This window comes from Sinorhizobium terangae, assembly GCF_009601505.1.
GTDB lineage: Bacteria > Pseudomonadota > Alphaproteobacteria > Rhizobiales > Rhizobiaceae > Sinorhizobium > Sinorhizobium terangae.
In genome coordinates, this window is sequence record NZ_WITC01000031.1 from 95112 (window position 1) to 107800 (window position 12689).

General features: G+C 62.0%; 16 protein-coding genes. 4 read left to right on the plus strand and 12 right to left on the minus strand.

Annotated elements, in window-relative coordinates:
* Positions 1 to 19: 19 nt before the first annotated feature.
* The 10 genes from GHK62_RS06875 to GHK62_RS06920 form a co-directional block, all read right to left on the minus strand.
* Positions 20 to 2092, minus strand: a complete 2073-nt coding sequence (locus tag GHK62_RS06875) for an ASKHA domain-containing protein (RefSeq protein WP_153437565.1) — start codon at positions 2090 to 2092, stop codon at positions 20 to 22.
* Between the two features lie 160 nt (positions 2093 to 2252).
* Positions 2253 to 2594 carry a hypothetical protein gene (locus GHK62_RS06880; RefSeq protein ID WP_153437566.1) on the minus strand — a complete coding sequence of 114 codons (342 nt, stop codon included), beginning with the start codon at positions 2592 to 2594 and terminating at the stop codon, positions 2253 to 2255.
* Between the two features lie 49 nt (positions 2595 to 2643).
* A complete protein-coding gene (locus GHK62_RS34010; protein ID WP_184108852.1) occupies positions 2644 to 3075 on the minus strand; it encodes a hypothetical protein in 432 nt (143 codons plus the stop codon).
* Entirely contained in the window at positions 2984 to 3949 is a 966-nt protein-coding gene (locus GHK62_RS06890; RefSeq protein ID WP_136506882.1) for a methyltetrahydrofolate cobalamin methyltransferase, read from the minus strand. The genes GHK62_RS34010 and GHK62_RS06890 overlap by 92 nt, the downstream gene beginning before the upstream one ends.
* A gap of 114 nt (positions 3950 to 4063) precedes the next feature.
* Positions 4064 to 5155, minus strand: a complete 1092-nt coding sequence (locus GHK62_RS06895) for a methylenetetrahydrofolate reductase (RefSeq protein ID WP_153437567.1) — start codon at positions 5153 to 5155, stop codon at positions 4064 to 4066.
* Positions 5152 to 5739, minus strand: coding sequence for a methylenetetrahydrofolate reductase C-terminal domain-containing protein (locus tag GHK62_RS06900; RefSeq protein WP_153437568.1), 588 nt, complete (start codon positions 5737 to 5739; stop codon positions 5152 to 5154). The genes GHK62_RS06895 and GHK62_RS06900 overlap by 4 nt, the downstream gene beginning before the upstream one ends.
* Complete coding sequence (locus GHK62_RS06905; protein WP_037423594.1) at positions 5732 to 6034, minus strand: virulence factor; 303 nt, start codon at positions 6032 to 6034, stop codon at positions 5732 to 5734. The genes GHK62_RS06900 and GHK62_RS06905 overlap by 8 nt, the downstream gene beginning before the upstream one ends.
* A gap of 493 nt (positions 6035 to 6527) precedes the next feature.
* Positions 6528 to 6719 carry a hypothetical protein gene (locus tag GHK62_RS06910; RefSeq protein ID WP_153437569.1) on the minus strand — a complete coding sequence of 64 codons (192 nt, stop codon included), beginning with the start codon at positions 6717 to 6719 and terminating at the stop codon, positions 6528 to 6530.
* 134 nt (positions 6720 to 6853) lie between these two features.
* On the minus strand, positions 6854 to 7051 hold the full coding sequence (locus GHK62_RS06915) for a hypothetical protein (RefSeq protein WP_153437570.1): 198 nt from the start codon (positions 7049 to 7051) through the stop codon (positions 6854 to 6856).
* Positions 7052 to 7301: 250 nt separating this feature from the next.
* Positions 7302 to 8195, minus strand: a complete 894-nt coding sequence (locus GHK62_RS06920) for a LysR family transcriptional regulator (protein WP_153437571.1) — start codon at positions 8193 to 8195, stop codon at positions 7302 to 7304.
* 110 nt (positions 8196 to 8305) lie between these two features.
* Between GHK62_RS06920 and GHK62_RS06925 the strand changes: the two genes are divergently transcribed.
* Both GHK62_RS06925 and GHK62_RS06930 read left to right on the plus strand, forming a co-directional pair.
* Entirely contained in the window at positions 8306 to 9181 is an 876-nt protein-coding gene (locus tag GHK62_RS06925) for an NmrA/HSCARG family protein (RefSeq protein WP_184108834.1), read from the plus strand.
* A gap of 45 nt (positions 9182 to 9226) precedes the next feature.
* Positions 9227 to 9490 (plus strand): DUF2798 domain-containing protein, encoded by a 264-nt coding sequence (locus GHK62_RS06930; RefSeq protein WP_153437572.1) that lies wholly within the window; start codon positions 9227 to 9229, stop codon positions 9488 to 9490.
* 14 nt (positions 9491 to 9504) lie between these two features.
* Here GHK62_RS06930 and GHK62_RS06935 read toward each other — a convergent pair whose 3' ends face one another.
* Positions 9505 to 10125: a DUF1638 domain-containing protein gene (locus GHK62_RS06935; RefSeq protein ID WP_153437573.1), complete on the minus strand. Its 621-nt coding sequence runs from the start codon at positions 10123 to 10125 to the stop codon at positions 9505 to 9507.
* 39 nt (positions 10126 to 10164) lie between these two features.
* Here GHK62_RS06935 and GHK62_RS06940 point away from each other — a divergent pair, with 39 nt between their 5' ends.
* Positions 10165 to 10323 (plus strand): entericidin domain-containing protein, encoded by a 159-nt coding sequence (locus GHK62_RS06940; protein ID WP_153437574.1) that lies wholly within the window; start codon positions 10165 to 10167, stop codon positions 10321 to 10323.
* Between the two features lie 123 nt (positions 10324 to 10446).
* Here GHK62_RS06940 and GHK62_RS06945 read toward each other — a convergent pair whose 3' ends face one another.
* Complete coding sequence (locus GHK62_RS06945) at positions 10447 to 11145, minus strand: corrinoid protein (protein ID WP_153437575.1); 699 nt, start codon at positions 11143 to 11145, stop codon at positions 10447 to 10449.
* Between the two features lie 526 nt (positions 11146 to 11671).
* Here GHK62_RS06945 and GHK62_RS06950 point away from each other — a divergent pair.
* A partial coding sequence (locus GHK62_RS06950; RefSeq protein WP_193571414.1) for a trimethylamine methyltransferase family protein occupies positions 11672 to 12689 on the plus strand: 1018 nt, incomplete at its 3' end.

The window sequence follows — 12689 nt, forward strand, 5'->3', positions numbered from 1 at the left end:
CGGGGAAGAGTGATGGCGGCTATTCCCGGCTGCGGCGCCTTCTGCGGCCGCCACCTTCGCCATCGTCCGTCAGCACCTTTCGCTCCGGCAGCGCAACCACTTCGGCGAGCTTCGGGAAGGCGTCGACCTTGTTGGGCATCGCCATGGCGTTGACGAAGTGCTCCTGAAATTTCGATTCAAGAGCCGTCTCTATCTTCTCGATTTTCCTCACCGTTTCCTCGATCTCGCGGCGATGGCCGCGATTGAGGAGCGCCATAAGCGCGCCGGTGCCGGCGGCGTTGCCGACCGCCTTCACCTCGGTAAGGTCGCAGTCCGGGATGAGGCCCAGCACCATGGCGTATTTCGGATCGATGAAGGAGCCGAAGGCGCCGGCGAAGCGGATCGTGTCGACATGGGTAACACCCTGCTTTTCCATCAAGAGCTTGATGCCGGCATAGAGCGCGGCCTTGGCAAGCTGGATCGCGCGGATGTCGTTCTGCGTGACGGTGATGCGTTGGTCGCCTTCGTGCAGAAGGTAGGAGAAGGTGCGGCCGTTCGGCACGATGCGCGGGCTTTTCGCGGCCATGGCGCCGTCGACGACGCCATCCTGCGAAATGATGCCGGTCAGATACATCTCTGCGACGACCTCGATGATCGCCGAGCCGCAGATACCAGTGACGCCGACCGCCGCGGCGGCCTCCGCAAAGCCTTCCTCGTCCGACCACTTGTCGACGCCGATCACGCGGAAGCGGGGCTCCAGCGTCTCGGGATCGATGCGCACACGCTCGATCGCACCGGGGGCAGCGCGCTGGCCGGAGGAGATTTCCGCGCCCTCGAAGGCCGGGCCGGTCGGCGAGGAGGCAGCGACGACACGTTGCCGGTTGCCGAGCACGATCTCGGCGTTGGTGCCGACATCGACAAGCAGCATCATCTTGTCCTGCCGGTGCGGACCTTCCGAAAGCGTCGCACCGGCGGCGTCCGCCCCGACATGGCCTGCAATGCAGGGCAGCATGTAGAGCCTAGCGCCGCGATTGACCTCGATGTCGATCTCGTGCGCCCAATATTGCAGCGCGCCGGAAACGGCGAGCGCGAAGGGCGCCTGGCCGAGTTCCGTCGGGTCGATGCCGAGGAAGAGGTGATGCATGATCGGGTTGCCGACGACCACCATGTCGAGGATGTCGTGGCGGTCGACCTGGCCCTCGGTGCAAACCTTGCCGATCAGGCCGTTCACCGCCTCGCGCACCGCCTTGGTCATTGCCTCGCGGCCGTCCGGGTTCATCATCACATAGGAGACGCGGCTCATCAGATCCTCGCCGAAGCGGATCTGCGGGTTCGACGCGCCCGAGGAGGCGACGATGCGACCGGAGAGGAGCGACACCAGATGCATGGCGATCGTCGTCGAGCCGATGTCACACGCGACGCCATAGGCCTCGTTCTTGAGGCCCGGCCAGAGGCCAACGATGAAAGGCCGCGAGGAATCCATGTCCCGGTGGATCGCGGCGGTGACCGCCCAGTTGCCCTTGCGCAGGATGCCTTGCACCTGCGGGATCAGATGCGGCGCGATCAGCAGATCCTTCCAGCCCCAGTCCTTCTCCAGCATGGCTTTCAGCCGGTCGAGGTCGCCGAGCGGCTTGTGCATGTCCGGTTCATCCACTTCGACATAGCAAAGCTGAACGGCGGCATTGCGCTCGATGACCCGGTCGGTTGCGGCCTTTCGCACCACCTGCGCATTGATGACGGTGTCCTGCGGCACGTCGATGACGAGATCGCCGAGAATCTGGGAGGAGCAGGAAAGGCGGCGGCCGTCCGGCAGTTCGCGGACGCTGGCGTAGCGCTGCTCCTTCGGGCCGATCGGCGAGATGTGGTCGTTCGACGAGACGATCTTGTGCTTGGCGAAATTGCCTTCCTGCACGGAAACCTGGCAGCGCCCGCAGGTCGCACGTCCGCCGCACACGCTTTCGACATAGACCCCAAGGGAGCGCGCGGCGTCGAGTATCGGCGTGCCAACCGGGAAGCGGCCACGCTTGCCCGACGGCATAAACAGCACCAGAGGATCCTTTTGCGCGGCTTCGGTCATATTGGTCTCGATCTCGGAAGTGCCTTCGATGCGCATGCTCAAGTCTCTCGTCAGGTCCGCTTCATCTTGGAAGCGAGGCGCGGGTAAACGGTTTCAGACTGCACCGGAATGGTGCCCGATAGTTGTCCAATCCCGACATGGAACGATCTGTGAGCATCATTTCCCGGGGGCGCTTTTTTGCGGGGCGCAGCAAAGGTCAGGATTTCTTGCGCGACAGGCGACGGGCGTTACTGCGCACGCGCTTGCCATAGGGCCTGAGTGCGGCCGACGCAATCGCTGTTGCGTGACCGGATACCTTGCCGCCCATCATCATCCGCATCGTGTTGTCGAAGGAGGCCTTCCAGAGCGCGACATTGACGGCGACGAAGCTATCGGCCGTGGCCGCAACCTTCTCGGAGATCATGCGGTAGAGTTCGGCCAAATCCTGCGTCTTGCCCGTGAGCGCGGCTATTTGCATTTCCTGCACCCGAAGCGCGATCACGAAAGGGGCGCCGAACCAGAGTGTGGCGGTGTCCAGGCGAAGACGGCGTGGTGTCATAGGTGCTCTCCACTCTTGCGCTGCCGGATGGCGGCGCTGAAATCCATTGCTATGGCGTCCCGGCAAGCTTCACGACTGCGAATGCATAAGCAAGCGCTGCTGCCAACAGGACCGAGCTACCCCAGAAGCAAACGTTGATGACCCGTTCCTGTGGTCCGAGATCGACTTTCCTCGTGGCGGTGGCGACCAGTATGACCATAAGCACGGCAGCGGTTATGAACCAGACCGGCAGAACATAGGTCCGGAGAGCTGCATAGAACCGTTGAAACTCGGCCGCATCGTCAACAGCGCATACCTGGCGATGACGACCAAAGGGAGAAGGACGGCAAAGAGGCGCAGACGGCTTCTGATCGTCTTTCTCCCTTTCAGATGCGGTTTGGCAACTCGCCTTATTCGGCCCTTGCGCCAGCACCGGCGCGAGCCGCGCGGCCGCCACGACGTCCACCGCCGCCGGCAGCCGGTTGAGCAGCAGCCACGGCATGTCCGCCTTCGGCCGGCTTGTGGTCGCGGTAGGTCATGATCCAGTTGGTGCAGTTCGCGTCGGTGCCGTTCAAGACGTTGGCGGCGCGCACGGCTTCCATTTCCTGCGGACGGCAGGGGTTCATGATCGCCGAGGTCATGCCGGCGCCGATCACCATCGGGATGAAGCCGGCGTTGATGCCGTGGCGGTGCGGCAGGCCGAAGGAGATGTTGGAGAGGCCGCAGGTGGTGTTGACCTTCAGTTCCTCGCGCAAGCGGCGCAGAAGCGCGAAGACCTGCCGGCCGGCATCTCCCAGGGCTCCGATCGGCATTACGAGCGGATCAACGACGATGTCGTGCGGCTTGATGCCGTGATCCATCGCGCGCTCGACGATCTTCTTGGCGACGGCGAAGCGCACGTCCGGGTCCATGGAAATGCCGGTCTCGTCGTTGGAGATCGCCACGACCGGGACGTCGTATTTCTTGACGAGCGGCAGGATCGCTTCGAGCTTCTCTTCTTCGCCGGTGACGGAGTTCACCAGCGGCCGGCCCTTGGCAACGCGCAAGCCCGCCTCGATCGCGGCGGTGACGGAGCTGTCGATCGAAAGCGGCACGTCGACGAGGCCCTGGACGATCTCCAGTGTCTTGACGAGCAGCGGCGGCTCGGTCTCGTTCGGGTTGACAGCTGTCACGCCCGCGTTGACGTCGAGCATGGTGGCGCCGGCGGCGACCTGCTCCAGCGCGTCCTTGATGACGGTCTCGAAGTTGCCTTCGATCATCTCGGCGGCGAGCTTCTTGCGGCCGGTCGGGTTGATGCGTTCGCCGATGACGCAGAAAGGCTGGTCGAAGCCGATGACGATTTCGCGGGTGGCGGAAGCGACGATGGTGCGGGTCATGTAAGATCCTTGATCCTGAGCGTGGGGCTATTTAATAGGCCCCGTCTTCGTTTGTAAGGCGCTCGACGGGCCGAAGCGCCGGTTTTCCTCTGATATCGAACGGAAGTGGGCGTCCTAGTGCGGGTGATGCGCCGCAGCCTCCGCCATTTTCTGCTGGTCTTCCTCGACGCCCTCGCGGAGATGTTCGAGCCGCTCGGCAACCATCGCATCGCTCGGCAGGCTTTCGCGCCTCCAGGGCTTGCGGCCCTTGAGGACGCCGGACTCATGCACGATCTCGGCGACATATTCTTCCTGGCGATAGGCCATGACGTGGACGCCCGAGACGCCCTCGATCTCCTTCACCTCGTTGATGATGTCGATGCAGAGCTGCTTGCCTTCCTTCTTCTGGTCCTGCGCGCCTTCCAGCCGTGTAATGACGCTGTCGGGAATGTGGATGCCCGGCACGTTGGAGCGGATCCAGCGGGCGGTCTTGGCGGAGGCCATCGGCCCAACGCCGACAAGGATGAAGCACTTCTCGTGCAGGCCGAGATCGCGGACCTTCTTCATGTATTCGCGGAACATCGGCACGTCGAAGCAGTACTGGCTCTGCACGAACTGCGCGCCGGCCTCGATTTTCTTGGCGAGCCGGTACGGGCGGAAATCGTAAGGCGGCGCGAAGGGGTTGATCGCGGCACCCAGGAAGACGTGCGGCGGCGTCGTCAGCTTGCGTCCGGACAGGAACTTCGCATTGTCGCGCATGACGCGGACCGTTTCGAGCAGCGACATGCAGTCGAGGTCGAAGACGGGCTTGGCGCCGGGCTGGTCGCCGGCCTGCACGCCGTCGCCGGTCAGGCACATGATGTTCTGCACGCCCATGGCGGAGGCGCCCAGCACGTCGCCCTGGATGGCGATGCGGTTCTTGTCGCGGCAGGCGATCTGCATGATCGGCGCATAGCCCATGCGCGTCAGCAGCGCACAGATGCCGACTGACGACATATGGCAATTGGCGCCGGAGGCGTCGACGGCGTTGATGCCGTCCACCCAGCCATCGAAGATCGCCGCGCGTTCATAGACGTCCTCGGGATTGGCGCTGTCCGGTGGGTTGAGTTCGGCGGTCACGGCGAATTCGCCGCGGCGCAGCACGCGCTCCAGCCGTCCGCGCGAGGAGTGGCCGGGTAGGGGATCGAGCGGCGCGCCAGGATCGTGAGGATTGATATCCGGGCTCATTGCTGCTGGCCTTCCTTCTTTGCCGCTTCGCGGGCGGCCGCGGCTTCCGCCGTCACCCGCAACCAGGACGAGGTTTCGCGCAGCGACTGGTTGACCGGCTTCTGCACATTCATGATTGCGTTACCCTTCACCATGTTCTGCGAGCCCTTCCACGCCTGCACCCAGACGCATGGCATGTCCGGCTCCACCTCGCAATTGCCGTTGGCGCGCACGCCGCCACAGGGGCCGTTCCTGAGCTGCTTTGGACAGTTCATCGGGCAGGACATGCCTGTCGACGAAAGCGCGCACTGGCCGCACATGCGACAGTCGAAGAGGAAGCCCTTGACGTGGCGCTCGACGAAGGTCACGGGCCTTTCGACTCGATTGTAGCCAAGCGTTTTCCACAGCGGATGGAGCAGCAGGAACATGTCGGCGAAACGGTTGTAGAACCATTCGAGGAAGCGCGAATTGCGCACGGCCCAGAGCCGAACGGTATATTTGTGGCGCGAGCGGCGGCTCGGCGACACGCCCTGTGGGGTATAGGCGCCAGTCGCCGCCTTCTTGGCGGGCTGGGCGTTGCCGGTGACGACTTTCGGGTCAGGCATTGTCCCGGCCTCCCGCCTTGACGAGTGCGACCAGGCGCTCCCGGTCGTAGGCGGCTTCGAGTTCCGCCGCCGCCTTGTCGGCCTCCGCTTCCAGATCATCGGACACCGGGACCGGATCTGCCTTGCGCCATTCGGCAAGGTAGTCATCGGTCTCGGCGGCGCCGGTGCGCATCGCGCACATGTCGATTGCTTCCGTGAAGCGCAGCGACAGTTCGCGTTTGGCGCTTTTGCGACCCTGTTTGATGATGACCTGGGCGGGAATGTCGCGCCAGTAGACGATAATGCGATCTGCCATAGGATTCCTGTTCTCCTCTAGACCCGACAATGCGCATGTCGATCCGCCGTCGCTCACCTTGCCACGACGTTGGATATGTCCAAAAACGACGCTCCCCAATCGTGTATCCGAGTGGGTTCGCATTCGTCGCGATTGGCCCCCCGCGCGTGCTTTTAGTGGATATGAAAATATTGGCGACCGCGGGCGTCGCGCGGAAGACCACCGTCGCGCACGGGACAGAGCGCCACGGAACAGCGGGCTGCCTAGCTCGTTTAGAGCTTGAGGGCTCTGAGCATGCGTGACGGGAATCTGCTATCAATCGTGGTGCTGGCGATCATCGTCGCAATCCTAGTGTTCGCCGTCTTGGCGCTCATGGAGTGATGACGGCTTTCCGCTGCGCCGGGCGGCTCATCAGACGCGCAAGGGACGCTGTAGCACATTAAATTGATGCATGTTTTTGTCCGTGCAACGGTTACTGCTCAGGGAAAGCACGTATGAGTGTGCACCGGCGACCTCAATAGCCTGAGCTTCCGCCACCCATGCCACCACCTCCCATGCCGCCACTTCCCGAGGAACCGGCGCTGCCGGCCTGACTGGGCGGAGGAGGGGCTGTGTTCTGGCTGGTTTGATTGGTCTGGCTGGTCGTGCATCCCGCGACCGCCAGGAGCGCTGTCGCAATCGCGACGACGAGAGATTTGCGGTCCATGGTCTTCTCCAATCATGGAGGCTGTGACGAAGCCCGCAATACTCCGCCACTTGCTGGTCAAAAACATGGCACCGCGCAGGCGCTGAGCAATGGCGCGCCCAAAGGATCGCGCACCGCATGATTCCTCAGATTGGCTAGGCCGCGTCCACGACGGCTGTCGCCGCGCGATTTCGGTCAAGTTCGACCAGTACCCGCAGGGCCGCCTCTGCCTCTTCTTCAGTGAGACCTCCGAGGATCTGATCGGCAAACACCACCGGCACGCCGGTCACATTGTCCCACACAGTCCAATGGTCGGTCGGATCGAGAATGAGTTCATAGCGCTCTTGTGACATTGCGTTCCCCCAGTTTCTCACCCTGTTTATCCGATTCGGCGTCGCAGGCCATTCCAAACACAGGTCGAGAGCGGCGGATGGTAGCATTGGCGCGAGGAAGCTGCGACATCGATCGGCCGCTTCCGCCGTCGGAGGGCTCTCCCGGCGCACTCTCCGTGAGTGCCGAACCGTCAGCACACGAGGCTTAAGCATCGTACATCCACGGCTAAGAGGCTCGACAGAGGGGCCGCGGCCCCCCTATCGGCACTATTCAGAGGTCGCGAAGATCGAGCTCCGTCGCCAGCATGTCGAGAAAGGCGCGGACTTTGGCGGGCATCGTTCGCCCCTCCTTCCAGAGAGCATGGATCGGCACGGGTACCGACTCGAATGACTCGAGCACGATTTCGACCTGCCCTTGATCGACCAGCCGCCTGATCTGCCACAGGGGAGAGTAGCCAAGCCCAAGACCCTGAGATACGGCCGCATAGATCGAAATCATCGAATCGACACGCAAGGGACCGGTTACCTTCACCGCGCGCGGTTTTCCGTCGATTTCGAACATCCACTCACCGAAGCGTTGGCCGACAGTACGCAGGATGCAATGGTGATTGGCGAGGTCGGAAGGGTGACGCGGGCGGCCATGCCGATCGAGGTAGGAGGGGGCGCCGAAGACCACGCGCCGCAGTTTCCCAAGTCGTCTCGCCCGCAGGTTCGAGTCCGGCAATTCGCCGATGCGGACCACCAGATCGATGTTTTCTGCCGCCAGGTCCACAAAGGCATCCGATAGCAGCAGGTCCACCTCTACGTCGGGATAGCGGTGCATGTAGCGAGCGACAATCGGCATCAGGAATTCCGGCCCGAACAGCACCGGCGCGCCGAGCCGGAGAATGCCGGACGGTTGTATCCGACGGTTCGCGGCTTCGAGCTTTGCCTGCTCAAGTTCTTCGATTGCCGGTTTGATGCGTTGATAGAAGGTCATGCCCGCTTCACTCGGCTTCGAGCGGCGGGTCGTTCGATGTACGAGTTCGACGCCGACCGACGCCTCGAGGGTAGCCAGCGACCGGCTCACCGACTGAAGCGACCGGTTAAGGTGTCGCGCGGCAGTCGTGAGGCTTCCGTGTTCGACGATCGCCAGAAAGGCCTCGTAGTCTTCCAACCTGTCCATGATTTTACCGAGTTTCGAGATAGTGTGTCTCGCATTGTCAATATTGTCTCGCGTAATGGCAAGATCATATCTTCTCGGTCACAGAAGCACTCGTATAAGGAGCACACAAAGTGACCGCTACATACCCGACCGTGCTCGTAATCGGTGCGACCGGCAGGTTCGCAGGTCTAGTCATACCGGAACTCGTCCGTCGCGGAGCAAGAGTCCGGGCTCTCATCCGCGATCCGGCCAAGCTCGGCGCCGCGAAAGGCTCAGGGCTTTCGGAGGTGGTGATCGGTGATCTGCGAAATCGGGACAGCCTCGATGAAGCCGTCCGTGGCGTCGTTGGCGTCTTTCACATCGGACCCGCCTTCGCGCCGGACGAGGCTGCGCTGGGCGTCACGCTGATCGAGGCGGCGAAGAGGGCAGGTGTCCAAAAGTTCGTCTTCTCCTCGGTCGCCCAGCCGGCGAACATTCGTCTTAAGAACCATGCAAGCAAGATACCGGTCGAGGATGCGCTCTATTCTTCCACTTTGGATTACACGATCCTGCAGCCGGTCAACTTCATGCAGAACATTGCATCGGCCTGGCCGTCGATCGTCGAAACCGGCGTCTTTTCCGAACCCTTTCCAAAGACGGCGAAGGTCGCGCGCGTCGACTATCGCGATGTGGCGGAGGTTGCCGCCATTGCGCTCACGAGTGATCGCTTGTCCTTTGCGTCGCTGGAACTCGCTGCCGAGGGGCGACCGACTCGGGAAGAGATTGCGGCTCTCATGTCCGAGGCGCTGGGGCGTCCGATCGCCGCTGGTGAGCCAAGCTTTGAGACATGGGCGAAAGCCATCCGCCACGGCTACACCGATCGCGAACTGGCCCTCCTGTCCAAGGTGCATGAGCATTATGCGCTCTATGGCCTCGGCGGAAACAGTCTGACGCTCCGAGCAGCGCTCGGCCGCGAGCCGCGGTCGCTGCGAGGATATGTAGAGGAACTGGCGTGCCAGGCCGCATGACCGGATTTATCACCGACATATTTGAAGCAACTGAAGGATTTTCGAATGCTTACGCTCGTGCGCAATTCAGTGACGATCAAGAAACTTCCCTCGCGCTATGCGGTCGTCCTCATGCCTCTGATACTTTCGGTGCTCATGTCCGGAATCGTGTCGGCGGTATCGACGCTGATGAATGCCGGGTGGGATCGCTTCACCGCGACCTGGCCGCACGCCTGGGGTGCGTCGTGGCTCATTGCCTTTCCCAGTTTGATGCTGCTGCTTCCGGTCGTTCGCCGGATCGTTGGAGTGTTCGTCGAGCAGCGGGCCTGAATTCGATCCAAAACTCAAGCGTCGATCAGTGACCGCGTCAGGTCGCCGTAGCCGGTGAAGCGATATTCGTATTCGAGGCCGAGCCTTTCAGCGGCGCGGCGGGCCTTTTCCTGTAGCGCCTTGTCCTCCACCTGCGAGAGGTAGACGAGCTTGCGGTAGTGCCCGAAATACATGTCGCGCAGTTCCGGATGGCGGTCGAGGCCGAGCGGTTCGATCACGAAGGCCTCGAACTGGCGGGCGAGGAAGTCGGTGAGGAAGAAGGCGCTGAGGTCGTCGTCCCAGCGCTTTGCGAAATCGGCGTTGCCGGCGAAGAAGGAATAACAGTGCGGCCCGGGAATGCGTGTCACGCCTTCCTCCTCGCAGAGCCGATCAAGTTCACCGCCGGTGCCGCAATCTGCATAGGCGATGAAGATGCGCTCGAAGCCCTCATCACGCGCCCGGGCGATCGCCTCGCGAAGGCCCGGTGTGATCTTTTCCGGAGTATTGTGCCAGATGGCGGGGAGGCAATGGAGATCGATGTGATCGAGCCCGTTGGCCTCGCAGATGGCAAGGATTTCGCGCGCGATCGCTCCACAACCAATGACGTGAACTTTCTTCGGTTGTGCACGTTCTCTTGCCGACGGTCTGTTTTCCATCTTTATTCCGCCTTGCAGCAACATGAAGGAATCATTGTCATGACGACAAAAACTCTCGCGACGATCGCCGCCCTCCTGGTGGCCCTGACAACCCTGAGTTCCTGCGCCAACACGATACGCGGCATGGGACAGGATACGGCAAACGCCGTGAACGCGACACAGGGGGCCGGCCACAGGGTCGCCAAGGCCGCCAACTGACCTCCGACCAGCAGGACGGGCGCCCCTGAGAGTGGCGTCGTTCCTAGCTGCCCCTGAATATAGGAAAGCCGGCTGCGGTGTTCATCCACGCAGCCGGCTTCTTTTTTAAAGAGACTTCTAATCTCAGCCGGCTGCCAGTCGGTTGTGCTTGCGCTTCATGAAGTCCTTGGCAGTCTCGACGGCGACGGCGGCATCGCGGCAATAGGCGTCTGCACCGACGGCCTTGCCAAATTCCTCGTTGAGCGGCGCGCCGCCGACGAGAACGACGTAGTCGTCGCGGAGGCCCTTTTCCTTCATCGTGTCGATAACGACCTTCATGTAGGGCATCGTGGTCGTCAGCAGGGCCGACATGCCGAGGATATCCGGCTGTTCGCGTTCGATCGCTTCCAGATAGTTCTCGACGGGGTTGTTGATGCCGAGGTCGACAACGTCGAAGCCGGCGCCTTCCATCATCATGCCGACGAGATTTTTGCCGATGTCGTGGATATCGCCCTTGACGGTGCCGATGACCATCTTGCCAAGCTTCGGCGCGCCGGTTTCGGCAAGCAGAGGACGCAGGATCGCCATGCCGGCCTTCATCGCATTGGCCGAAAGCAGAACTTCCGGCACGAAAAGAATGCCGTCGCGGAAGTCGATGCCGACGATGCGCATGCCCTCGACGAGCGCTTGGGTCAGGATGTCGTAGGGCGTCCAGCCCCGTTCGAGGAGGATTCGCGTCCCTTCCTCGATTTCCTCCTTGAGACCGTCGTAAAGGTCGTCATGCATCTGCTGCACGAGTTCCTCGTCGGAAAGGTCCGCGAGAATGATTTCATCGTCTGCCATATTAGGGTTCCTCGGTTCCTGGCACGGTAGTCTTCGCGGTGATCTGGCTCGGTCGGGCACGATCCGGACGCGTTGCCCATCCTTAGCGGTCCAAACCTAAAAATCTCTTTTCGAAAGCGACGTCGCATATGATGAAAAGCGACGGCGCTGATGGTTCGTCCGCGGATCTGTGTCCTACCGCATCTCAGCCGCGTACGGAATCGGGCGCTCGGTAAAATTCTGCAACAGTTCAAGATGTTACATTTTGTTGTATCGATTTCGCATAATAGATTTGGTCTGCGAGGCACCCATTCTCGGCCGCCGTGGGTCCTTGACGGATCTCAAGGTTGAGTGTCTGAGATGCGCCACGCGTTGGCGCATTGAGACCCGTACCGGTTCGGCGGCTTGATAGCATTAGCCCAAAATCGATCCCGGTGCATGGTTTCGACCATTGGTATCGACCTTCGGAAGGAATATGCGCCACTTAATCAAAGCGTTGCCGCGACCCTTGGAGAGCCAGACGGCGCGGCGGGAGAGGAATGAGCGAATGAGCGACGTGACAGATCAAGGCGCGGTTGAAGGCGGCGGACGCCGTGCGCGTGGCGAGGGACGGGGAGCGGCGGCGCGCCGTGCATCGCGCACCGGCGGCGGTCCGGGACCGTCTCTGCCCTATATCCAACGCAAGATTCGCGAATATGAGGTGCTTGACGAGGAAGGCCTGCAGCTCATCGAGCGCAACGCCGACACTGTGCTCGAGGAGATCGGCATCGAGTTCCGCGACGACGCCGAAGCGCTCGATCTCTGGAAGGCCGCCGGCGCCGACGTGCGGGGCCAGCGCGTTCATTTCCCGAAGGGGCTCTGCCGTGAGCTGCTGAAGACCGCGCCGTCGGACTTCACCTGGCACGCGCGCAATCCCGAGCGCAGCGCCCATGTCGGCGGCAAGGCCACGATCTTTGCGCCGGTCTACGGACCACCCTTCGTGCGCGATCTCGACGGCAACCGCCGCTATGCGACGATCGAGGATTTCCGCAATTTCGTGAAGCTCGCCTACATGGCCCCGTCGATGCATTCGTCCGGCGGAACCGTCTGCGAGCCGGTCGACATCCCGGTCAACAAGCGTCACCTCGATATGGTCTACAGCCATATCAAATATTCCGACAAGCCGTTCATGGGCTCGGTCACGGCGCCGGAACGCGCCGAAGACACGATCGCTATGGCGAAGATCGTCTTCGGTGACGACTTCGTCGAGAAGAACACGGTGACGTTGAATCTCATCAACGCCAACTCGCCGATGGTCTTCGATGAAACCATGGTGGGCGCGCTCAAGGTCTATGCACGGCACAACCAGGCGTGCGTGCTTTCGCCGTTCATTCTCTCCGGCGCGATGAGCCCAGTCACGGTCGCCGGCACGCTGACGCAGATTCTGGCCGAAGTGCTCGCGGGTGCCTCCTTCACTCAGCTCATCCGTAAGGGCGCGCCGGTGCTCTTCGGCACCTTCGCGGCCTCGATTTCGATGCAGTCGGGTGCGCCGACCTTCGGTACGCCGGAACCGTCGCTCGTTTCCT